The following is a 22445-nucleotide window of genomic DNA, read 5'->3' as shown; positions in this document are numbered from 1 at the left end:
TCTAAGATTGAAGAATTCTTGGCTAATTTTGAAATCGTTAAAGCAAAGATTCGGAATTTTGAAGGCTGTAATTTTTTAGAATTATATCGCGAACAGAACAATACCAATATATTTTTTACGTACAGTTATTGGAACTCAGAAGCTGATTTGAATACTTATAGACATTCAGAGTTGTTTAAAGGTGTTTGGGCAAATACCAAACCTTTGTTTAATGCTAAGCCTGAAGCTTGGAGTGTGGATAAAATCGCTTCGCTTAAATAGTTGTTAGCCGAAGTAAGATTACTGAATAACAAATTATTGAATACTGAATTTAAAATATGCTAGCAATCCTAAAAAAAGAAATAAACACCTTCTTCGCCTCACCCATCGGTTATTTGGTTATTGGAGTATTCCTATTATTAAATGGATTATTTCTTTGGATTTTTAAAGGCGAATTCAATATTCTAGAGAATGGTCTAGCAAACTTATCTTCATTCTTTTTATTAGCACCTTGGATTCTTATCTTCCTTGTACCAGCAGTTACTATGCGCAGTTTTAGTGACGAAAAAAAACAAGGTACTTTAGAACTATTAGTAACAAAACCTATTTCCCACTTTCAGATTGTATTAGGGAAATATTTTGGAGCATTTGTATTAATTATAATGGCACTGATTCCGACCTTACTATATGTTTATACGGTTTCTCAATTAGGAAATCCTGAGGGTAATTTAGATACAGGCAGTACTATTGGTTCTTATTTTGGGCTACTGTTTTTAATTGCGGCTTACACAGCTATTGGTGTGTTTGCGTCAACACTATCAGACAATCAAATTGTAGCGTTCATTATCGCTGTATTCATATGTTTCTTTTTCTATTTTGGTTTTGAAGGCATTTCTAATTATAATGCTTTTGATGGTCTTTTTTACATGGAAAATTTGGGTATGGCTTCTCACTACAACAGTATGAGTCGTGGTGTTATAGATACTAGAGATTTAGTTTATTTTATAAGTATCTCTTTAGCATTTTTAGTATTTACTAAATTTAGAATTCAAAAACAATAATATGATCATCACACCTTTATTAGTCATATTTATGGTAGTGGTATTTGTACTACTCTACTTGTTTTTGACCACTATCGATAAGCGAAAATGGTTGTCTTTTTTAATAAGTCTTATCCTCACACCATTCGCCTATTTTTATTTGTTCTATCCTTTTGTGAATATTCTGAGTAGTTATCATTATCAAAAATATTTTGATAGTGAAGCTTGGACAGAGAATCCTTCTTTACGCTATGAAATGGTTGATAACACTATAGAATCAGACACATTAGTAGGTCTGTCTAAAAATACGGTTTATAAGTTATTAGGAAAGTATGAATGGTTATCGTGGGATGCTGCACAAAAAGCACACATTGAAAACAAATGGAATTATAGCTTAGGCATAGAACCTGGTGCTTTTAACAATAAAAAAGAGAGTTTAGAAATTACATTTAAAAAAGATAATGTCGTCGCTCTTAGACATTTTCAAGAAGAAATAACGTTTGATGATAAAGAATAAAACTTTCATATCTAGCGCAACAGTTATAGCTGTTCTTATCCTTGTAAATGTTATTGCAAGTAAGATATACAGTCGTTTTGATTTAACAAAAGATAGTCGATATACATTATCTGATCCTTCAAAATCATTGATTAGCACCTTAGATTCTCCTTTAATTATAGATGTGTTTTTAGAAGGAGATTTTCCTTCTGAATTTAGATTACTTCAAACTGAAGTGAAACAAATTATAGATGAATTTCAATTAGAAACAGATCAAATATTTATCAACTATATAAATCCAATTGAAGACGAATCTACACGACAACGTAATATTGAAGAGTTATCTAAATCTGGATTAGAACCTTATATTAATACCGACAATAGCATAGGCAAAGTAACACAAGAGATTATTTTTCCTTGGGCTTATGCTAGCTATAAAGACGAAAGGGTTAAAATTCCGCTTTTAAAAAGAAGTATTACACAAGGCTTACAAGAACAGATTAATAATTCGGTGCAATCTTTAGAATATGCTTTTGCTGACGGATTTAGTAAACTCGTAAATGCCAAAGCAAAACAGATTGCCATTTTAAAGGGCAATGGCCAATTAGAAGATATCTATATCGCAGACTTTTTAAAAACGATAAAACCGTATTATAATTTAGCGCAATTCACACTAGACAGTGTTGCTAACAATCCGCAAGGCACGTTAGACAAGTTAAAAGAATATGATTTAATTGTTTCTGCAAAGCCAAGCGTAGCATTTACAGAAAACGAAAAATTAGTCTTAGACCAGTACACCATGAGTGGTGGAAAAAGTTTGTGGTTAACGGAATCGGTTGTTATGGACAAAGACAGTTTATATAATGATGCTGGTACTGGTATTTCTATAATGCGCGATTTAAGACTGAACGATTTTTTCTTTAAATACGGCATTAGAATAAACCCTAGCTTAGTTAAAGATCTTTATTCAGCTCCAATTATGTTAGCCATTGGCGAAGGTGAAAAAGCGCAATTACAGCCTATACAGTGGCAGTATTCACCATTGGCAGCTTCTAATCCAAACCATCCTATTACTAAGAATTTAAACTTAGTAAAATATGATTTTGCTAGTCCGATAGATACTTTAAAAAATAATGTTACTAAATCTATATTACTACAAAGTTCTCCACGATCTAAATTAGAAGGTGCGCCGAACACCATATCTTTAGCTAATGTTACTAAAACACCAGATGAAGCAACCTATAATCTGGGGTCACAAAATTTAGCTGTTTTATTAGAGGGAGAATTCACATCAGTTTACGACAAGCGCGTACTACCATTTAAGGTAAATAATTTTAAGTCGAAAAGTTCTGCTACAAAAATGGTTGTTATATCTGATGGCGATGTTATTAAAAACGAAGTTGTTAGAAACAGGCCACAAGAATTAGGTTTTGACAAACTCACAGGAAAAGCATTCGGAAATAAAGAATTCTTGCTTAATACCATTAATTACCTTTTAGACGACACAGGACTTATAAACATTAGAACAAAAGAAATTAGTATTGCCTTCTTAGATTCGAAAAAAATTAAAGAAGAGAAAGGCAAATGGCAGGTTATAAATATTTTACTTCCGCTTTTACTTTTAGCTTTATTTGGTTTTATTTTCAACTATTTGAGAAAACGTAAATACACCTCATAAATTTTAGTCTATCGCACGACCATTTTTAAGCTTTCTATAGAACACTTTGTTAATAAGTTTGTTTTATAAAACCTTTCTATTAAGATATATTTGTAATTAAGAATTCAAAGAATAAACCTTTATATACTCAACATGAAATTTATAGTTTCAAGCACATATTTATTAAAACAACTTCAAGTATTGGGTGGTGTTATTAATAACAGTAATACACTTCCTATATTAGATAATTTCTTATTTGAACTTAGCCATTCTAAACTAACAATTTCAGCAAGTGACTTAGAAACAACTATGTCTTCTACAATAGAAGTAGAAAGTGATACTGATGGAAGTATTGCTTTACCTGCAAGACTATTACTAGATACACTAAAGACGTTTCCTGAGCAACCACTAACATTTGTTGTTGAAGAAAATAATACCGTAGAAATTAGCTCTAACCATGGTAAATATGCTTTAGCATATGCTGATGGTGCTGAGTTCCCTAATGCAGTATCTATTGAAGATGCTAGCACAACGACTTTAGTTGGAGATATTTTAGCAACTGCAATTAGTAAAACAATTTTTGCAGCTGGTAATGATGATTTAAGACCAGTAATGAGTGGTGTTTTCTTTCAATTTTCTCAAGACAACTTAACGTTTGTAGCTACTGATGCTCATAAACTAGTTAAGTACACGAGAAATGATGTAAGTGCAACCGAAACTGCAGAATTCATTATGCCTAAGAAACCTTTAAATTTATTAAAAGGAATATTAGCTGGCAGCGATGATGATGTGTTGATAGAATATAATGAGTCTAACGCTAAATTTACTTTCGAAAATTCGGTGTTAATTTGTCGTTTAATTGATGGTAAATACCCTAATTACGAAGCTGTTATTCCTAAAGAAAATCCGAATAAATTAGTAATCGCTAGAACACAGTTTTTAAACTCTGTTAGGCGTGTTAGTATTTTCTCAAATAAAACAACACATCAAATACGTTTAAAAATAGCTGGTGCAGAATTAAATATATCTGCAGAAGACATAGATTACAGTAATAAAGCCGAAGAACGTCTAACTTGTGATTATCAAGGTGACGATATGCAAATAGGTTTCAATTCTCGTTTCTTAACAGAAATGATTAACAATTTAAACTCAGACAACGTACAGTTAGAAATGAGTTTGCCAAACAGAGCAGGTATTCTAACGCCTATTGACGGGTTAGATGAAGGAGAGCACGTGACTATGCTTGTAATGCCTGTAATGCTTAATAATTAAGCAATAATTTTGCTATCTCAACAATTGAAAAGGCTCACTGTAAAGGTGAGTCTTTTTTCATTTTCACTAATTTAGAAGTACCGTTCACTCAAGCAAACGCCTACCTAACGCATTGTTGGTTGAGTATATCCTATAAATACGATTGCTTTGCAGTGTTAAATGAGATTAAAACCTGTTTAGCTCTGTGAAATTTTTAATATATTTAAATGTTATGAAAAAAATTATTCCTTTTATTATTGGTCTTGCTTTAGTAGCAAGCTGTAAATCTTATCAAGGCAATCAAACAATTAATAACGATCAAGAAAATGCGCTTGTGCAAAGCGACACTGTTGTTATTAGTAGTGATGAAAATGATTACGAAATTTTTATTATTGAACCTGGTTTTAATATGTGGTTATACGGCACAGCGAGACCTAGAGGGTTTCACTCTCAAGAATTTTTAGAAACCAGAAACGCGTTATTAGTTCAATCTTGGAATCAACGAAATCTGCAACCTCAAACTTATGATCAAAGTTTATACGAGCTACGCGTAGATTATGATGTTAATACAGATTATGGTTACGAAGTCAACTACATGTTGTATAATTACTTTGTATACTTTCAGCTAAAATATAAGACACGCTTAACTGGATACGTTCCTAGAATTTAGCGTAAATTTGCAGCACCTTTATAGTGCTATGGAAAACTTTAAAAAAACTTGGGAAATTCAACATAATTGGCAGTTGTTATTTCCCTTTTTTGGTACCCTTATTTTAGGGTATTCTGCTTTTAAAATCGCCAATACTTTTACAAAAACCTATGGTTTAATTTTAACGATACTAACCGCTATAGTTATTTTTTTTCTACTACTAAAATTCTTATTATTTCTATTTAAGAAATTAGAAAAAAAATGGGTTTTAGATTATAAATGGGAAATAATTCGGGTGTTCATGGTATTTGCCATCACAGGTTCATCTTCACTTATTATTGGCAGACCAATAATAAAACTCATCGGAATTACTAAAGAAAACTTAAATCCAATTATATATTGGGTTTTATTTATTATCATTGGACTTGTTTTTTATCAAATTCTTTTAGTTTCATTTGGTTGGCTTTTTGGCCAGTTTAAATTTTTCTGGGAATTTGAAAAGAAAATGTTGAGACGGTTCGGATTAAAACGTTTTGTAGATTGAATATCAAAGCAGTTATAGCATCAGTATTTAGAGCATTAGCAATAATGCTTGTTTTTGTTGTCCTAACTCCGTCTGTCATAAAACTGATGCATGTCTTTAATCATCACGAGCACGAAGTGTGTTTAGGTGAATCTTCTAGCCACTTACACACCTCTGATTTTGATTGCGATTTCTATAAATTTAAACTTACAACTGCATTCTTTTTCGAAATTCAATCGTTCACTTTAGAGCAATCTGAAATATCATCAGCAATTACTTCTCATTATATAGAAGTAAATAAAAATAATCAATACTTAACGTACTTACTTCGTGGACCACCATCTTTAGTGTAATAATCTAGAATTTTATTTACATTAATTAAAAGATGAATGAAACAACTCTTATTAGTTGTAGCTCTAATCACTGTTGGATTTAGCTATAGCCAAAACTGTTCATATACCTTATTGGGTGAGGTTAAAGATTTTCACGATGGAGAACCTATTGTGCAAGCTTCAATATTCATAAAAACTGAGAATCGTTATATAACTTCAGATGCTGAAGGGAAATTCAAAATTGAAAACCTTTGTGCTAAAGAATTATTATTAGTGATTTCTCATATTGCTTGCGATACCAAAACAATTCGTATTACAATAAAAGGTGATACTTATAAGGTGATTCGTTTAGAGCATCATGTAGAAGAGTTAAATGAAGTATCTATTACTGGTTCTTCTAGTAGAAAAGAAACAGTTACCGCCCAAGAAACTACCATAAGCGAAAAGACACTAAAGAAATATAGTGCTTTAAATCTTGGTGATGCTTTAAAAGAAGTTAGTGGTGTTTCTTCAATAAATACTGGTAATACTATCGTTAAACCAATGATAAACGGAATGCATAGTAGCCGTCTTTTAATTGTAAATAATGGTGTACGTCAACAAGACCAAGAATGGGGAATTGAACATGCGCCTAATATAGATATTAATTCTGCCGGACAAATATCTGTTATAAAAGGTTCAGGAGCGTTAGCCTATGGTGGTGACGCCATTGGTGGTGTTATAGTTATTAATCCATCTCGTATTGTTTTAGCAGACTCACTTTATGGTAATACTATTTTAAGCGGACAGACCAATGGTAGAGCTTTTTCTATAAGTTCTAATTTAAATAAAACGTATCGCAATGGTTGGTTTGTTAAAGGCCAAGGCACCTATAAACAAAATGGTGATTTTAAAGCTCCCGATTATTATTTAACAAATACAGGATCTGCAACTAAAGCCTTTTCTGTAAATACTGGTTATAATACTTTTGAATCTGGTTTTGAAGTATTTTACAGTTATTTGAATAATGAAATCGGAATTTTAAGAGCTTCGCATATTGGTAATATTGGAGATTTAGTTAATGCAATTAATAGTCAAGAACCTTTAGTGACAGAAGATTTTAGTTCTACTATTAATTCTCCAAAGCAAGACGTAACCCATCATTTAGCAAAATTGAGATATTATAAGCGATTTCAAAGTTTTGGTAAAGTGAGTGTGCAGTACGATTATCAAAACAATCAACGTTTTGAGTTCGATGTGCGTGTTGGTGATGACAGAAATAAACCCGCTTTAGATCTTACATTACAAACGCATACACTAACTACTGATGTTATACTAGATTCTGAAACAGATTACAAATTTAAGTTTGGACTTATGGGTAGGTTTCAAGATAATTTTGCAAATCCAGAAACTGGCGTAAGACGCTTAATACCAGATTATAACAGGTATGATTTTGGCACTTATCTCACTGTAGATTGGTATGTTAACGAAACCACAAGTATAGATGCTGGAGTACGCTATGATTTTAATAGAATTGATGCAAAGAAGTTCTATAGAACTAGCCGTTGGGAAGAACGTGGTTACGATGAAGATTTTGGAGATATTATAATTGAAGATTTGGGCACACAATTGTTAACGAACCCTATTTTTGATTATCATAATATTTCAGCTTCTACTGGCATTAAATTTAAGTTGAATACCCAAAACACCTTTCTATTTAATTACAGTTTATCGAGAAGACCACCAAATCCGTCAGAATTATTTAGTGATGGATTACACCATTCTGCAGCACGTATTGAATTGGGCGAACTAAGATTAAAGCAAGAGTTATCTAACCGAGTTGGTCTAACTTACATCTATAATAACTCAGATTTTAACGCAACTGTTGAAGGTTTCTATAATAGAATAAATGATTTTATTTATTTAGAACCTTTTGGTATTGAGCAAACGATAAGGGGTGCTTTTCCTGTTTGGAATTATAAGCAATCTAATGCAGAATTGTTCGGAATTGATGTAAGCTTAAATTATAACGCTACAGATAATCTTGTATTAGCAAATAAATCTGCATTTATAAGAGGTAATGATTTAAGTGACAACAGACCACTTATAGACATGCCTGCTTTTAATACCATAAATAGTGTGAATTTTTTTAAACCAGAATGGAATGACTTAAGCATTACACTAAAAAGTGAGTGGGTTTTGGAGCAAACACAATTTCCGGATAATAATTTTGAAGTGTTTATTGCTTCAACAAATACAACAGAACTCGTAGATATTAGTACACCTCCACCTGCTTACCACTTACTTCATTTTTACTCAGATATGTCGTTTGACATTTCACGAAAAATGATTTTAAACATAGCGCTTAGCGTTAACAATATTTTTAACACAACATACAGAGCGTACTTAAATAGACTCCGCTATTTTTCAGATGATTTAGGCCGTAATGTGATGTTACAATTACAACTCAATTATTAATTTTTTAAACATTTTTTATTATGAAAACTTATAAAACACTTTCAATTTTAGCAGCTTTAGCAATTTCTTTTTCATCGTGTTCAGATGATGACAATCCAGACGTTGTAAACGAAGAAGAAGTCATTACAACCGTTCGCTTTGAATTGAGCCCTATAACAACTGGTTCTTCTGTAGTTATACAAAGTCAAGATTTAGATGGTGCCGATGGACCAGATGCACCAATAATAACAACGATGGGTACCATATTAGCATCAACACAATATACTGGATCTGTTCAGTTTTTGAATGAAATTGATAGTCCTGCAGAAGACGTCACGCTAGAAGTATTAGAAGAAGCAGATGAGCACCAAGTTTTCTATGCACTTACAGGAAGCTCGGGAAGTACAATTACATACAACGATTTAGACGGAAATGGCAACCCAATTGGTGTTGACTTTAGTTTTAATTCTGGTGTTGCAGGCACAGATAATACCGTTATAGTAACATTACGTCATGAGCCAAGCAAAGATGCAGAAGGAGTTAACGAAGGCTTAATTGCTAATGCTGGTGGTGAAACTGACATTGAAGTCGTGTTTAATTTTACAGTAGAAAACTAAGATTTTTGCATCATATATTAATGTATATTTGCAAATTCAAATTTAGTAAATAGTAATGACCGAAATTGATTTCTCTTTAAACCAAACAAAAGACACTGACATAATAGAACTTGTTGGTACTGTCATCTGGAATAAAGCGGATAAAAATAAATCATTTCAAAACTTAACGGAGTCAGAAAAAACCTTTGTCTTCATAGATATTTTTGAAAGTGAAATTAACAATGAAGGTCTTTATGGTTTCTTTTTCAATACTTCAGGTGAATTTTCACATGAAGTGTTGAAAGCATTTACTGCAATTAATGCTAATGAAACTGTTAATGTAATAGATAAAGCTTTGAGAATATTTCCAGAATTGCCTGTGCCAAAAGATATTATTTCGCGCAGGCAGTTTATGGAAAAATTACAAATAAAGGATTTAGAATTATGGTCTAACTTAGAGTTAGATTTAGTTAATTCTAAGGAAGATATTGTTGGCTTAACTATAGATTACATAAAATTACACAAAACTGATTTTGAATATTAGGTATATTCCTAAAGACTTTTTACTATGACAAACTTAAATGTCAAAATTACCAAAAGAGCATAAATTTATTGATCTTTCTGATTATGGAAGACCAATAGCAAGAGTTATTTCTCATGCTCTAAAGAATACACAATTTACACCAGTACATGTAACCATAGGCTTTATAATTTCTGGCTTAATTGGTGTAATGTTTATATTGCTAGGCTATTATTGGCTAGCAGCTTTTTTTCTTATATTTAAATCTATCCTCGACGCTGCTGATGGTGAATTAGCACGTATTAAAAACACACCATCCTATACTGGTCGGTATTTAGACTCGGTATCAGACATTATACTAAATGCTATCATTTTACTAGCGCTATGGCATATTACAGACTCTAATATTTGGTGGTGTATCTTGGCCTTTTTAGGAATACAGCTTCAAGGAACACTATACAATTATTATTATGTGATTTTAAGAAATCAATTTAATGGTGACACTACTAGCAGGATATTTGAAGACACAACACCCATAGCATTAAAAGGTGAAAAGCAAAGTAATGTTGATATTTTATTTAAACTATACAAGATTTTTTATGGTGGTTTTGATAAGGCTATTTACTATTTAGATAAAAATGCTTCAAATGGAAAAATATTCCCAAAATGGTTAATGACCGCAATTTCAACTTTTGGTTTAGGCTTTCAACTTCTAATTATTGCTATTATGCTTGTTGCAGGACTAAAAGGCTATATCATTCCGTTTTTCATAGGCTACTCAGCAATGATTTTTATTTTTATTGCTATTAGAAAATTATTGTAGTCTATTCTTCTCAGTTATTTTTTTTAGTTTTTATAACATAGGTATATAACCACATTAAAGTAAATGAAGGTAAGACATCAGCAAATGGTAATGCTTCTTCAACAAAAGTAACTGCTGCTGCAATTTTTCCTGTTTTACCTCTGTATAGTTTGGTCATTAACCAAGCAGAAACTGGTGCCCAAATTATATCAGAGAATTCTCCAATTCCGGGTATTAAAAAAGAGACAAAGCCTGCAGCATCAAAAAGCAAACCCAATAGTAGTTTATGGTATTTTTTCATTTATAATTTTAAAGTATTAATACATTATAATGAGCAATAAGTATTCCAAAATTAAATACTGTCAGGTCAATAGAAGATTGCGGTAACATGCCGTAAAGCATTTTAACTTTTAATTAGGAGCAAAGGTTAAAGTGACAATGTAAATTTGCACAACCAAAAGTTCCAATAAATTCTTATTTATTTGTAACCTAAATAAGATATTAAAATTCATCAATTTGATATGAACTTACGTTCTTCACTTATTATTATAGTCCTACTTTTTTTTAGTAATATTAGTTTATCCCAAGACAAAAAAGTACTAAATATTTCGCGCACAAATAAAGCTCCAAAAATTGATGGTATTTTAAATGAAAGTTTTTGGGCTGAAGCAGATATTGCTACCGATTTTGTTCAGTTTCAACCAGAAATAGGAAATTTAAGAGATAAAAATCAGCGTACCGAAGTAAAAATAACTTACGACGATAACGCTATTTATGTAGGTGCTTATTTATACGACGATCCTACTAAAATAATGAGCCAACTAACGTCTCGTGATAATTTTGGTCAAGCCGATTTTTTGCGTGTCGTATTAAATCCCAATAACGATTCTCAAAACGATACTCATTTTGTCGTATTTAGTTCTGGTCAACAAGCAGATGCTATTGCCAATCCAAGTATTGGAGAAGATTTTAGCTGGAATGCGGTTTGGCAAAGTGCTGTTCAAATCGTTGATGATGGTTGGGTTATTGAGATAGAAATACCATACAGAACCTTACGTTTTGAAGATCAAGAAAAACCAACTTGGGGTTTACAATTTCAAAGACAATATAGACGCGAACGTTCTCAATATAGCTGGAATACAATAGATCCTACACAAGGAAATATTGGACTTTATCATGGTGAACTTACAGGCTTAGATGGCATTAAACCACCTGTAAGATTAAATCTTTACCCGTTTTCTACCGGAATTATAAACAATTTTGACGGCCAAACAGACACCAATTTAACCTTCGGAATGGATGTTAAATACGGTATTACAGATAACTTTACTTTAGACGCAACGTTAGTTCCAGATTTTAGTCAAGCAGGTTTTGATAATGTCGTTTTAAACCTTGGTCCTTTTGAACAAACCTTCTCAGAGCAACGGCAATTTTTTACAGAAGGGGTAGATTTATTTTCTAAAGGTGGGCTATTCTTTTCAAGACGTATAGGTAACGCACCAAGCGGAGAATTAGAATTAGATGAAAATGAAGAGGCTAATGTCCCAAATGAGGTTAAGGTATTAAACGCTCTTAAAGTTTCTGGTAGAACTAAAGAAGGACTAGGAATTGGTTTTTTTAACGCTATAACAGAAAAAACAGAAGCATCAGTCACAAACACTGAGACAGGTGAAAAACGGAGTGAAGTTGTTGAACCTTTTACCAATTACAATATTTTGGTGGTCGATCAGCAATTTAATGGAAATTCATCCGTAAGTTTAATTAATACTAATGTTACCAGAGAAGGAAGTTTTAGAGATGCTAATGCCACGGCTTTAGTAGCAGACCTTATCAATAAAAGAAATACCTATAGAATTAATACCGAACTGAGAATGAGTAACGTCAATTACCAAAATTCAGATTTAGAAACCGGGTTTAGTAGTTTTTTATTTGTTGGTAAAGTACATGGTAACTTAAGGTATAGTTTTGACCACAGATACGCAGACACAAAATATAATATTAATGACTTAGGCCTTAACCTTAGAAATAATCAAAATGATTTTGGCACTGATGTCTCTTATGAGACTTTTGAACCCTCAGGAAAGCTTAATAGCTATAGAATTAATGCCTTTTTTAATTATAGGAGATTAGTAGATCCAAATGTATTTGCTAGAGTGAATTTTGGTGGTGGTTACCGAGCCTCTACTATAAAATTAGATGCGTATGGTTTTAGATTAAATGTAGAACCAGGCGAGCAATTCGATTTTTTTGAATCTAGAGACGGAAGGGCTTTTATTTTTGAAAATTCTGTAAGTACAGGCGGTTGGTTTTCTTCAAATTATAACCGCGTTTTTGCTATAGATTTAAGAGCTAATATAGGTACCCTTTTTGAAGATGGCAGAGACTTTTTTCGTTATGACTTTGAAATTGAACCAAGGGTAAGAGTTAGTGATAAATTATTACTGTCTTATGGGCTAAACTTCGACTTTAGAAATGGTGACAGAGGTTATGCTACACGAGAAAATGACGAAGCTGTTTTTGGGGAACGTAATAGGCAACGCCTTACAAACACACTTTCTGGTAATTATAACTTTAATCCTTTTCATTCATTAGCATTAAGTTTTAGACATTACTGGGATACTGTAGCTTATGACAATCAACTTTTTACACTCTTAGATAATGGCCGTTTAACTACCGACTCTGGTTACACAGTTGATAATATTAGTAATAATCCTAATATTAACTTTAGTACTTGGAATATAGATTTGAGTTACTCTTGGCAGTTTGTACAAGGTAGTTTTTTAACGGTCTTGTACCGTAATCAATTATTTAGTAATGATGAAAATGTAGAAGACAACTTTAATCAAAGTTTAGATCTTTTATTTAATCAACCTGTTCAGCATACATTTTCTCTACGTCTGCAATATTTTATTGATTTTAATGGCATTAAATCAATCTTCAAAGGCAAAACTACATCTTAATATTGTGGGTTAATACATTAAGTATTATTTTCACGTTTGTATGAGTAAAACCATTATTTCCGCAAAAAACATTCAGAAAGCTTATAAAGATCTAAAAGTCTTAAAGGGAGTTAATATTACTATTTCAGAAAGTGAAATCATATCTATAGTTGGTGCTTCCGGTGCTGGTAAAACTACCTTGTTACAAATTCTAGGCACATTAGATAAACCCGATTACACCTCTGAAACTGAACTCATAATTAACGACCAATCTATTAAAGATTTAAATGATAGAGCTTTGGCTAAGTTTAGAAATAAAAATATTGGTTTTATATTTCAATTTCATCAATTATTACCAGAGTTTACAGCCTTAGAAAATGTTTGTATTCCTGCGTTTATAAATAACACCTCCAAGCAAGATGCTGAAAAACGAGCTAAAGAATTACTAGCGTATTTAGGCTTAAGTGATCGCCTACATCATAAACCAAATAGTATGTCTGGAGGCGAGCAACAACGTGTTGCTGTGGCTAGAGCATTAATAAATCAACCAAATATTATCTTTGCAGATGAACCTTCAGGGAATTTAGATAGCGAATCTGCAGATCAATTACACAATCTATTTTTTAAACTAAGAGACGAGTTTAAACAAACGTTTGTTATAGTAACGCATAACCAAGAATTAGCTAATATGGCTGATCGTAAGCTCACTATGGTAGATGGTAAGATTGTTGATTAAAACACTTAGTCTTTCTTCAACATCTTCAACGTAAAACCGCCTAAAAACAGAATAACCACGATAATTATTCCCCAAAGCCAATAGTTGTTTTCAAAAAGTGGCTTTACTTTAGATGCTTCTTTTTTCGATATAACTTCTTCGGCTTCAAGCTTTAAAGCGTTTAAATTTTTAGGGATTTTTGCCGCAAACCTATTAATATCATAATTAGGTTGTTTTGCTAAAGTATTACCATAAACAAAGGTGTAATCTGCTGGCTCTGTAAATCTTACAATCAATTGATATTCAAAGCCTTTTACAGAAATACCATCAATAGACAGCGCTTGATTATCTCCGTTAAATATGGTGATTTTAATATGTTTTGCAATCGTATTTGAGAATTTAAAATTATTGGTCTCCAGAGAATTTAAGATTCCGTTTGTAATCGTTCGATATTGATACTTTAACCCTTTTTCAGTACTAATACTATCACTTCTATATTCAATTTTTATAGGCCTGTAATAATCGAATGTATCACCAATGCTAACACTTAAGTTACTCATTGATACAGGTTGCTGTAATTCTAAATTTATCGCTGTACTCCTATCCTCTTTATTATCTGTAGTTTCAATATTTTTAATGGTATGATTGATAATACTACCACCTGAAATTATATGTTTTGAAAGTTGAGCAGATTGCAATTTTGGTTGTTGCTCACTTTTAACTAAAACTCTAAAAAAACGATATTTTACTTTCGGAAACGTGAGTTTTGTAAACTTAAAATCGGTAGTTGCATTCTTAAGAGATAGAATTCTATAATCCTCTAATATAGTAAACCATTCTTGTTGGTTTTGACTCCCTTGCAAGACTACTTTCCAATCAAAATTTTGATCATTGAAGTTTAAATCGATTTGATTGATGGCATCTTCAGCATTTAATTGAAACGTAAAATAATAACCATCATCACTTTTTGTTTTATTAATAATATCAAATGCAATACTATTATGCACTACTTTTTCAGAAAGTATTCTCAGTAAATAAGGTGCTTCAATCGTGTCATTTTTAGCAGTAACGCCATAAATTCTAAGATCAGAAAAATTGGAATTCATCTTTTCAAAAACAGCATTAGGTAAGGTAATTTTATGCCACTCGTCATTAACCTCAGATACTATTCTTTTATAAGTATAAGTTTCTATTTGCGCAGAACAAAGCGCAGTAAAGCCAATAAGAAAAGCTATAAATAGCTTAGTATTCAACATCATCAGTAATTTTGTTTTTGTATTTATTATATAAAAACGAAATAATTAAAAGCAATAAACCAAGTGAAACAAACACTATAGTTTTTGATATGGTATTAAGATGCGAAATATCATAAAAGAACAACTTAATCAGTGTAATACCGAAAAGTGCCATACCACCAATTCGCAGATACACTTTGTTTTTCCAGATACCAAAAGTAATTAACAAGAATGAATAAATTCCCCAAAGTATACTCAAACCTAATTTATAAGATTGCATAGATTCAAAAATAGACATCCAATGAATCAGCTCACTGCTAAGTGTCCATAAAATAGAAACATGCAAAATAAAATCGTACGCTATTTTATATCTACGGTCAGTACCGTTACGCCTCATAAATTTATAACACATATACAGTGCTAGAGCCAAAAACAGAAATGAAACATAGCGAATCCATATATAAAAACTGTCTTTAATAAAATATTCTGAAGGATTTAAATAACTCTCTATCAATTCACTAAAAGCATATAAACCTTGCGATAAGAAAATAAAAATCGTGGCAACAGTCAGTCCTATTGCTGTTTTCTCTAAAATTTTATTTTTTAAATATTTAAGATTTATAAATGATAATATCGTTACAAACAATAAGGAATAATTAATAACCCAAATAGATTTGAAATCCCATAAATCGTAATTTTTAATACTATTTTTATATGTGTCACCAGTATTAACTTCTACAGTAGCATTATAGAATAATGAATTCCAATACATTTCAATTTCTAGTCTAAACGCATAATACGCACTAAACACTAATAACGTAGGTATCGCATAAGACAGCAGTTTATTGATTTTTGAATCAGCATCAAATGCAGACACATATTCTTTTTTTCTATAAATCCAGACTATAAAACCAAAAGCAGTAACAAATAATAACGATGTTAAAAAATGAATATTAAAAATAGAGTTAATATAATTATCAGCTGTATTACTATAATTAAAATCATAAACCGACGACCAATCTTGCACCATACTTAAAAAGGCCAAAACCATTAATGGATACGATAACTTTTCGTAAACTTTAATTCCTTTAGTTCTTCCTAACCAGAATAACAATGCAGCTTCACTAACCCATAAAAGCGTTACCCAATTACCATTTAATTGCACCGGAATTGTAATCGTAATAAACACCAATACCATGGCAGATGCTAAATAGAATAGGTTTTTATCGCCTAATTTTTTCTTATAAAATAGCACACTAACTATAAAATGAATTACTGCATTAAAGAGCGTAAACACGCCTAACAGTTGAGACCCTGTTGTGTTATCATCTAAAATAGCATAACCAAAACCGTAAAACAGAAATGAATTAACAAGAAGTAAGATGACATCACTAGATTGAAATGTTTCTTTTTTTAGCATTTTATAAGCTAAAAATGTGATGTAGAATATAGTGAAGAACAAGAAAAGAAAACCTAAAGCTAAATTGAACTGTGTCTCAGGATTATAATCTGATAAATACCAAGTCGAAAAAATTAGCCAAGTAAAAATGAAAGCAGAATAATAAAGCGGTTTCCAATGTTTTTTGAATGAGATGATTAGTATCCCAACATTAATAATAGCCATATAACTAAACATTATCTCAACACGACCAGATCCATCACTCAATAAAAACGGAACTGCATACGCACCAACTAAGCCAATGTGTGCTATAACCTGTCTGTTATAACTAATAGCTGCAACTACCGTAAAGGCAGTAAAAACAACCATTAAAGCAAACGTTGGTAACTGCGGAATTAAATCGTAAAAGTTATATGCAAAAAAGGTGATAAAGTATAGAATGACAATAGAGCCACTGACTAAAACAGCACTGTAAGCTTCATACTTATTTTTTAGTTTTACACCAAAACCGAGTAAACCAATAGCCATGAGATAACCTAAAATAATTCGTGTTAATGGACTAATTAGTTCATTTTCAATAGAATATTTTGCACCAATAGCAACACCAATTATGGTGGTGATAATTCCTATTTTGTTAAGAATATTTTCACCTATAAACTTCTCTAAACTCGACTTAGATTTTGGCGTTTTAAAAGCTGAATAGCTAGCTTTTGGTTTTTCGTCAGTTGGTAAATTGACTTGAGAAGCTGGTTTTATTTTAACTCTTGGAAGCTCTTCCAATTCAATTTTTGGAGCAACAGGAGATTCTTCTTTGGTAACCTGTAATAGTGTTGCAGTTGACTCTTCTTTACTAGCAACATGCTTTTCTTCAGTATTACCAGATTGTAGTAGGTATAACTGTTCTTTAAGACTGTCCATTTCGGAAGAAAACTCAGATTGCTTTTTATAAAGAAATTCTAATTTTTCAATTAACTTATTTATAAGTTCTTGGTTTTGATCCATATATGTCTGATTTGGTAATCTTTTAGATTATTGAAGACAAAGCTAAAATAGTTTAAAAATTATTATAGTTGTTGTTTAAGACTTAAGTTATAAAATAACATAAAACTTTGGTTAATTTAAAAACTAAATTGATAGAGCATATTAAACAAAAATCTAAGATTATGACACAAAACAAGAATATGTAACTATATTAAATTAAAAACGGGTTCCGGTAAAAAAGGCAGCGAATAGCGTTCATTTAAATATGAAATCTATTCGCATACTTAATTTCTTTATATTGATATAAACCGACGTATTAAAACTACGTAATATTTATAAAATATAGTCTGTTCTTACAAAATTTGAAGATTTAGTATTTAGTAAATCTTTTAATATGGCATTATTATAAGCATTGTCTTTAGATGCTAAAAATGTTCTAATAGAAAACGAACGCAATGCGTCATGTACACTAAGCGTTGCTACAGCTGAGTCTTTTCGGCCGGTAAATGGATATACATCTGGTCCCCGTTGGCAAGAACTATTAAGATTAACTCTGCATACCAAATTCACCAAAGTATCAATTAGCGGTGCTAATGTTTTTACATCCTTTCCAAATAAGCTTACTTGCTGCCCATAGTTAGAAGCAGCCATATCATCTAAAGGTTCTTCAATATCAGAAAATGCGATCACAGGTATTACGGGTCCAAATTGTTCTTCTTTATACACGCGCATATCTTTAGTAACCGGATATAAAACTGCAGGATAAATATAATTATCAGTTATTTCGCCACCTTTTTTGTTAATGATTTTCGCTCCTTTTTCAGTAGCATCATCAATAAGTTCTTGAATATATGCAGGTTTTCCAGGTTCAGGTAGTGGCGTCAATTTTGATCCATCTTCCCAAGGATTGCCAAATTTAAGCGCATCCACTTTTTTAGCAAATCGACGGTTAAATTCCCCAACTATAGCTTCATGCACATATAATACTTTTAAAGCCGTACAGCGTTGACCGTTAAAAGAAGTCGCGCCTACTATACATTCATCTATAGCTAAGTCTAAGTCTGCATCTTCTAAAACAATTGCTGGATTTTTAGCTTCTAGACCTAGCACCATTCGTAAACGATTACTTTTTGGATGTACATCTTGTAAAGCGTTTGCAGATGTACTATTTCCGATAAGGGCTAAAACATCAACGCGTCCGTCTTTCATAATTGGGCTTGCTACTGTCCTTCCTCTACCATAAATAATATTTACGACTCCTTTAGGAAAACTATTCTGAAACGCTTCTAGTAAAGGACTTAACAATAAAACACCAATTTTTGCTGGTTTAAAAACAACTGTATTCCCCATTATTAATGCAGGTATTAAAAGTGCAAAGGTTTCATTTAATGGGTAATTATAAGGCCCTAAACAAAGCACTATGCCTAATGGACCTCTTCTAATATGGGCATTTACATTGCTGTTTTTTACAAATTTCGCACTATCACGGTCCATTTGTTTATAATCTTCAATAGTATCGTAGATGTACTCTACTGTCCTATCAAATTCCTTTTCTGAGTCTGGTAAGTTTTTACCTATTTCCCACATTAATAATTTAACAACCTCATCTCGCTTTGTTTTCATTTGTTCTACAAATGCAGTCATACACAAAATTCGCTCTTCAACGGTCATTGTTGGCCACAGACCTTGCCCTCTGTTGTAAGCATCATCCGCAGAATCTAGAGCAGCAATTGCTTCCTTAGCTCCTAAGGTTGGAATGACCCCTAATAAAGTTGGCTTATAGCTTTCAGTTGAAGATATTGTAGAAAAAACTTCCGATGTTTCTCCAGTCCATTGTTTTAATTCACCATCTACTAAATATGTGTTTTGATTTACGGTTTTTTTAATTTGATATTTTTCAGGAATTTTTATAAACATAATTTTTTTCTTTTGAACTCAAGATACGATAGAATCTTTTAATTTAAAACAAACATAAATTTATTCTAATTTTTACTAAAATAAGCTTCCGTATTTACTTACCCAGTTTAAACTAAAAACACCAACAAAATCTATAGTGGTTGTTTAGGGTTGAAATAGTTTTACAAAAGAAAAACCTGTAGCCTAAATATTAAATCTTTTCATAAACTGGAAAATCTATACAATTAATACACAAATGGTAAAATAAAGCCTTGTGCTTCATAATCTGTTTAACAAACTAGAATTAGATTTTGTCTGAGATTTAAAGCTAAATGCTTGTGTATAAAATTAGTTGCGTGTTTAAAGCACTAAAGTTAATAAATAGAACACAAATATAAAGTCCACTAGGACTTTCGTAAATAGGCTAAAACCAGCAATTAATTTTATACGGTGTTCTCTGTAATTTTTATTCTTCCAAAATATTTACAAGTACAGTATAATATCTACTGGCTATAAAATTAGCACCAGCTTCATTGTAGTGTACCTCATCTGCAAATAAAGAATCTGTAAAGCCTGTAAACATATCTATAGCAATAATTTGTGATGACGTTGTAGAACTCTCTGTGGCAATTGTCAATACATCTTGTTTCAGCTGATTGAAATAATTTGTTAATTCGGGTGTCATTGCATCAGACCTTGCAGGTGCTCCTTGTTCTATGATTATAGTTACTTCAGGATTTGCATTTTGCAACGCAACAACTATTGCTTTTATATTTAATAGCACTTGGTTATAAGGTAAGTTTTGTAAGGCGTCATTACCACCTGGTGTGCTAAAAAGTACAATATCTGGCGGCCCTGTTAGATTAAGCGAATTAGTAATGACATTTAAAATTTCTCCTGAAGTCCAACCACCTCTTCCTTCGTGGTCAGTATCGAAACTAAGATTGTTAACTAGTGGGTAAGATGCTTCGTCTAATTGAGTTCCTGTATAGTCAAATGTCCAATTATTTTCCGTCAAGTCTTTCCAAAGCTCATATCTGAAACTCTCATATTCAGGTCTATCACCTGCAACACGAGATGCGCCTAAAGCCATTATTTTATTTATGGAATTACCACTTGGATTGGCTATTAATGTTGAATCATCATTGTCTTTACTACAAGAATTGAATAGCAACAAAAATATTCCGATGACTAAAATTTTCATTTTATTTCTGTTTTAAATATGATTAAAAGTAGAACGTTTTTACGAGTTTTATATTTTACTGATATTTAAAAACTGCAAATATTTTAAGTTATCCAGTAAATTATTCTCCCATTTAGCTTCTGAAAATTGCCTTAATATTCAATTTAAGAATTTCTGTTTGGCTCGGCTATTTAATTACAGAGAACATAATGATATGAATCTGCTTCAAGGACTTATATCATATAATAATGAAAGTTAGTTTTTAAATCATAAATTATCAAGACTTTGTAAATTACAACTATACAAAAGTTATCAACTTTTAGATATAATTCTGTTAAAACAAAACCCACTTTTCAATTCCTAAAGACCTACAAAATCAGTAATTTTGTAAGGCTTTTAAAAACTAAAACATTATGAATTACAGAATAGAAAAAGATACCATGGGCGACGTCAAAGTGCCTACTGATAAACTTTGGGGAGCACAAACAGAACGTTCTCGTAACAACTTTAAAATTGGCGCACCAGCATCTATGCCTTTAGAAGTGGTTTACGGCTTTGCATATCTTAAAAAAGCAGCTGCATATACCAACTGTGATTTAGGCGTGCTTTCTAAAGAGAAACGCGATTTAATTGCACAAGTCTGTGATGAAATTTTAGAAGGCAAACACGACGATCAGTTTCCATTAGTCATTTGGCAAACCGGTTCTGGTACCCAAAGTAATATGAATGCTAACGAAGTGATTGCTAATAGAGCACACCAAATCGCAGGACACGTTATTGGAGAAGGAGAGAAAACAATTCAACCAAATGATGATGTTAATAAATCACAATCGTCTAATGACACCTTCCCTACTGGCATGCACATTGCAGCTTACAAGAAAGTTGTAGAAAATACGATGCCTGGAGTCATTCAATTACGTAACACATTGCATAATAAATCTATCGCATTTAAAAATGTGGTTAAGATTGGTCGTACGCATTTAATGGATGCGACGCCTTTAACGTTAGGTCAGGAATTTTCGGGTTATGTCGCACAATTAGATTTCGGTTTAAAAGCATTACAAAATACGTTAGCACATTTAAGTCAATTAGCTTTAGGTGGAACTGCTGTTGGAACAGGATTAAATACTCCAGAAGGTTACGATGTTTTGGTTGCAAAATATATTGCTGAATTTACAGACTTACCATTTGTAACAGCAGAAAATAAATTTGAAGCTTTAGCGGCACATGATGCTATTGTAGAAACACATGGAGCTTTAAAGCAATTGGCAGTGTCCTTAAATAAAATAGCAAATGATATTAGAATGATGGCTTCTGGCCCACGCTCTGGTATTGGCGAAATTAATATTCCGGCAAACGAGCCAGGAAGTTCTATTATGCCAGGCAAAGTAAACCCAACACAATGCGAAGCTTTAACTATGGTTTGTGCACAAGTTATGGGTAATGATGTTGCCATAACTGTTGCTGGTACACAAGGCCATTATGAGCTTAATGTATTTAAACCAATGATGGCTGCTAATATTTTACAATCAGCACAATTAATTGGAGATGCTTGTGTAAGTTTTGATGAAAATTGCGCGAGTGGTATTGAACCAAACCATGCCGTAATTAAAGAATTACTGAATAACTCATTAATGCTAGTAACTGCCTTAAATACTAAAATTGGGTATTACAAAGCGGCAGAAATTGCAAACACAGCTCATAAAAACGGAACAACGCTAAAAACAGAAGCTGTAAATTTAGGTTATGTTACTGCTGAGGACTATGACGACTGGGTAAAACCTGAAAACATGGTTGGCAGTTTAAAATAAGAATC

At 32.0% G+C, this 22445-nt stretch carries 20 protein-coding genes; 15 read left to right on the top strand and 5 right to left on the bottom strand.

Annotation, left to right across the window (positions count from 1 at the left end; all coding sequences use genetic code 11):
* The first annotated feature begins 6 nt into the window (after nucleotides 1–6).
* From B2U95_RS12180 to B2U95_RS12125, 12 genes are all read left to right on the top strand, one after another.
* A complete protein-coding gene (locus B2U95_RS12180; protein WP_296316810.1) occupies nucleotides 7–261 on the top strand; it encodes a putative quinol monooxygenase in 255 nt (84 codons plus the stop codon).
* Between the two features lie 56 nt (nucleotides 262–317).
* The gene (gene gldF / locus B2U95_RS12175) at nucleotides 318–1040 is read left to right on the top strand and encodes a gliding motility-associated ABC transporter permease subunit GldF (protein ID WP_296316807.1); all 723 of its coding nucleotides are present in this window, start codon (nucleotides 318–320) and stop codon (nucleotides 1038–1040) included.
* 1 nt (nucleotide 1041) lies between these two features.
* Complete coding sequence (locus B2U95_RS12170) at nucleotides 1042–1536, top strand: hypothetical protein (RefSeq protein WP_296316806.1); 495 nt, start codon at nucleotides 1042–1044, stop codon at nucleotides 1534–1536.
* On the top strand, nucleotides 1523–3193 hold the full coding sequence (gldG, locus tag B2U95_RS12165) for a gliding motility-associated ABC transporter substrate-binding protein GldG (protein ID WP_296316805.1): 1671 nt from the start codon (nucleotides 1523–1525) through the stop codon (nucleotides 3191–3193). The genes B2U95_RS12170 and gldG overlap by 14 nt, the downstream gene beginning before the upstream one ends.
* 132 nt (nucleotides 3194–3325) lie before the next feature.
* A complete protein-coding gene (gene dnaN / locus B2U95_RS12160) occupies nucleotides 3326–4444 on the top strand; it encodes a DNA polymerase III subunit beta (protein ID WP_296316804.1) in 1119 nt (372 codons plus the stop codon).
* 211 nt (nucleotides 4445–4655) lie between these two features.
* Nucleotides 4656–5093: a DUF6146 family protein gene (locus tag B2U95_RS12155; RefSeq protein ID WP_296316803.1), complete on the top strand. Its 438-nt coding sequence runs from the start codon at nucleotides 4656–4658 to the stop codon at nucleotides 5091–5093.
* Between the two features lie 28 nt (nucleotides 5094–5121).
* On the top strand, nucleotides 5122–5616 hold the full coding sequence (locus tag B2U95_RS12150) for a DUF6787 family protein (protein ID WP_296316802.1): 495 nt from the start codon (nucleotides 5122–5124) through the stop codon (nucleotides 5614–5616).
* The gene (locus B2U95_RS12145; protein ID WP_296316801.1) at nucleotides 5613–5948 is read left to right on the top strand and encodes a hypothetical protein; all 336 of its coding nucleotides are present in this window, start codon (nucleotides 5613–5615) and stop codon (nucleotides 5946–5948) included. Before B2U95_RS12150 ends, B2U95_RS12145 begins: the two co-directional genes overlap by 4 nt.
* A gap of 36 nt (nucleotides 5949–5984) precedes the next feature.
* Complete coding sequence (locus B2U95_RS12140; protein WP_296316800.1) at nucleotides 5985–8384, top strand: TonB-dependent receptor; 2400 nt, start codon at nucleotides 5985–5987, stop codon at nucleotides 8382–8384.
* A gap of 20 nt (nucleotides 8385–8404) precedes the next feature.
* Nucleotides 8405–8980 (top strand): type 1 periplasmic binding fold superfamily protein, encoded by a 576-nt coding sequence (locus B2U95_RS12135; RefSeq protein ID WP_296316799.1) that lies wholly within the window; start codon nucleotides 8405–8407, stop codon nucleotides 8978–8980.
* 55 nt (nucleotides 8981–9035) lie between these two features.
* Nucleotides 9036–9503, top strand: a complete 468-nt coding sequence (locus B2U95_RS12130; RefSeq protein WP_296316798.1) for a DMP19 family protein — start codon at nucleotides 9036–9038, stop codon at nucleotides 9501–9503.
* 37 nt (nucleotides 9504–9540) lie between these two features.
* Nucleotides 9541–10302 (top strand): CDP-alcohol phosphatidyltransferase family protein, encoded by a 762-nt coding sequence (locus B2U95_RS12125; protein ID WP_296316797.1) that lies wholly within the window; start codon nucleotides 9541–9543, stop codon nucleotides 10300–10302.
* A gap of 10 nt (nucleotides 10303–10312) precedes the next feature.
* Here the strand turns inward: B2U95_RS12125 and B2U95_RS12120 are convergent, their stop codons facing one another.
* Nucleotides 10313–10582, bottom strand: coding sequence for a hypothetical protein (locus B2U95_RS12120; protein ID WP_296316796.1), 270 nt, complete (start codon nucleotides 10580–10582; stop codon nucleotides 10313–10315).
* A gap of 220 nt (nucleotides 10583–10802) precedes the next feature.
* Between B2U95_RS12120 and B2U95_RS12115 the strand changes: the two genes are divergently transcribed.
* Nucleotides 10803–13241, top strand: coding sequence for a DUF5916 domain-containing protein (locus tag B2U95_RS12115; RefSeq protein WP_296316795.1), 2439 nt, complete (start codon nucleotides 10803–10805; stop codon nucleotides 13239–13241).
* Nucleotides 13242–13293: 52 nt separating this feature from the next.
* Complete coding sequence (locus B2U95_RS12110) at nucleotides 13294–13956, top strand: ABC transporter ATP-binding protein (protein WP_296316809.1); 663 nt, start codon at nucleotides 13294–13296, stop codon at nucleotides 13954–13956.
* A gap of 5 nt (nucleotides 13957–13961) precedes the next feature.
* On the opposite strand, the gene B2U95_RS12105 is transcribed toward B2U95_RS12110, so the two are convergent.
* The 4 genes from B2U95_RS12105 to B2U95_RS12090 form a co-directional block, all read right to left on the bottom strand.
* Entirely contained in the window at nucleotides 13962–15194 is a 1233-nt protein-coding gene (locus B2U95_RS12105; protein WP_296316794.1) for a DUF3999 family protein, read from the bottom strand.
* The gene (locus B2U95_RS12100) at nucleotides 15178–17571 is read right to left on the bottom strand and encodes a DUF2339 domain-containing protein (protein ID WP_296316793.1); all 2394 of its coding nucleotides are present in this window, start codon (nucleotides 17569–17571) and stop codon (nucleotides 15178–15180) included. Before B2U95_RS12100 ends, B2U95_RS12105 begins: the two co-directional genes overlap by 17 nt.
* 312 nt (nucleotides 17572–17883) lie before the next feature.
* Nucleotides 17884–19467, bottom strand: coding sequence for an NADP-dependent glyceraldehyde-3-phosphate dehydrogenase (locus tag B2U95_RS12095; RefSeq protein ID WP_296316792.1), 1584 nt, complete (start codon nucleotides 19465–19467; stop codon nucleotides 17884–17886).
* Nucleotides 19468–19912: 445 nt separating this feature from the next.
* Nucleotides 19913–20650, bottom strand: coding sequence for an SGNH/GDSL hydrolase family protein (locus tag B2U95_RS12090; protein WP_296316791.1), 738 nt, complete (start codon nucleotides 20648–20650; stop codon nucleotides 19913–19915).
* Nucleotides 20651–21042: 392 nt separating this feature from the next.
* On the opposite strand from B2U95_RS12090, the gene fumC reads away from it, so the two are divergent.
* Nucleotides 21043–22440 (top strand): class II fumarate hydratase, encoded by a 1398-nt coding sequence (gene fumC / locus B2U95_RS12085; protein ID WP_296316790.1) that lies wholly within the window; start codon nucleotides 21043–21045, stop codon nucleotides 22438–22440.
* Nucleotides 22441–22445: the final 5 nt, after the last annotated feature.

Origin of the sequence: Winogradskyella sp. UBA3174 (assembly GCF_002364335.1) — a bacterium.
Classification (GTDB): domain Bacteria; phylum Bacteroidota; class Bacteroidia; order Flavobacteriales; family Flavobacteriaceae; genus Winogradskyella.
Note: the sequence above shows the minus strand (reverse complement) of the source record. Positions and strands in the feature narration are given on the sequence as shown.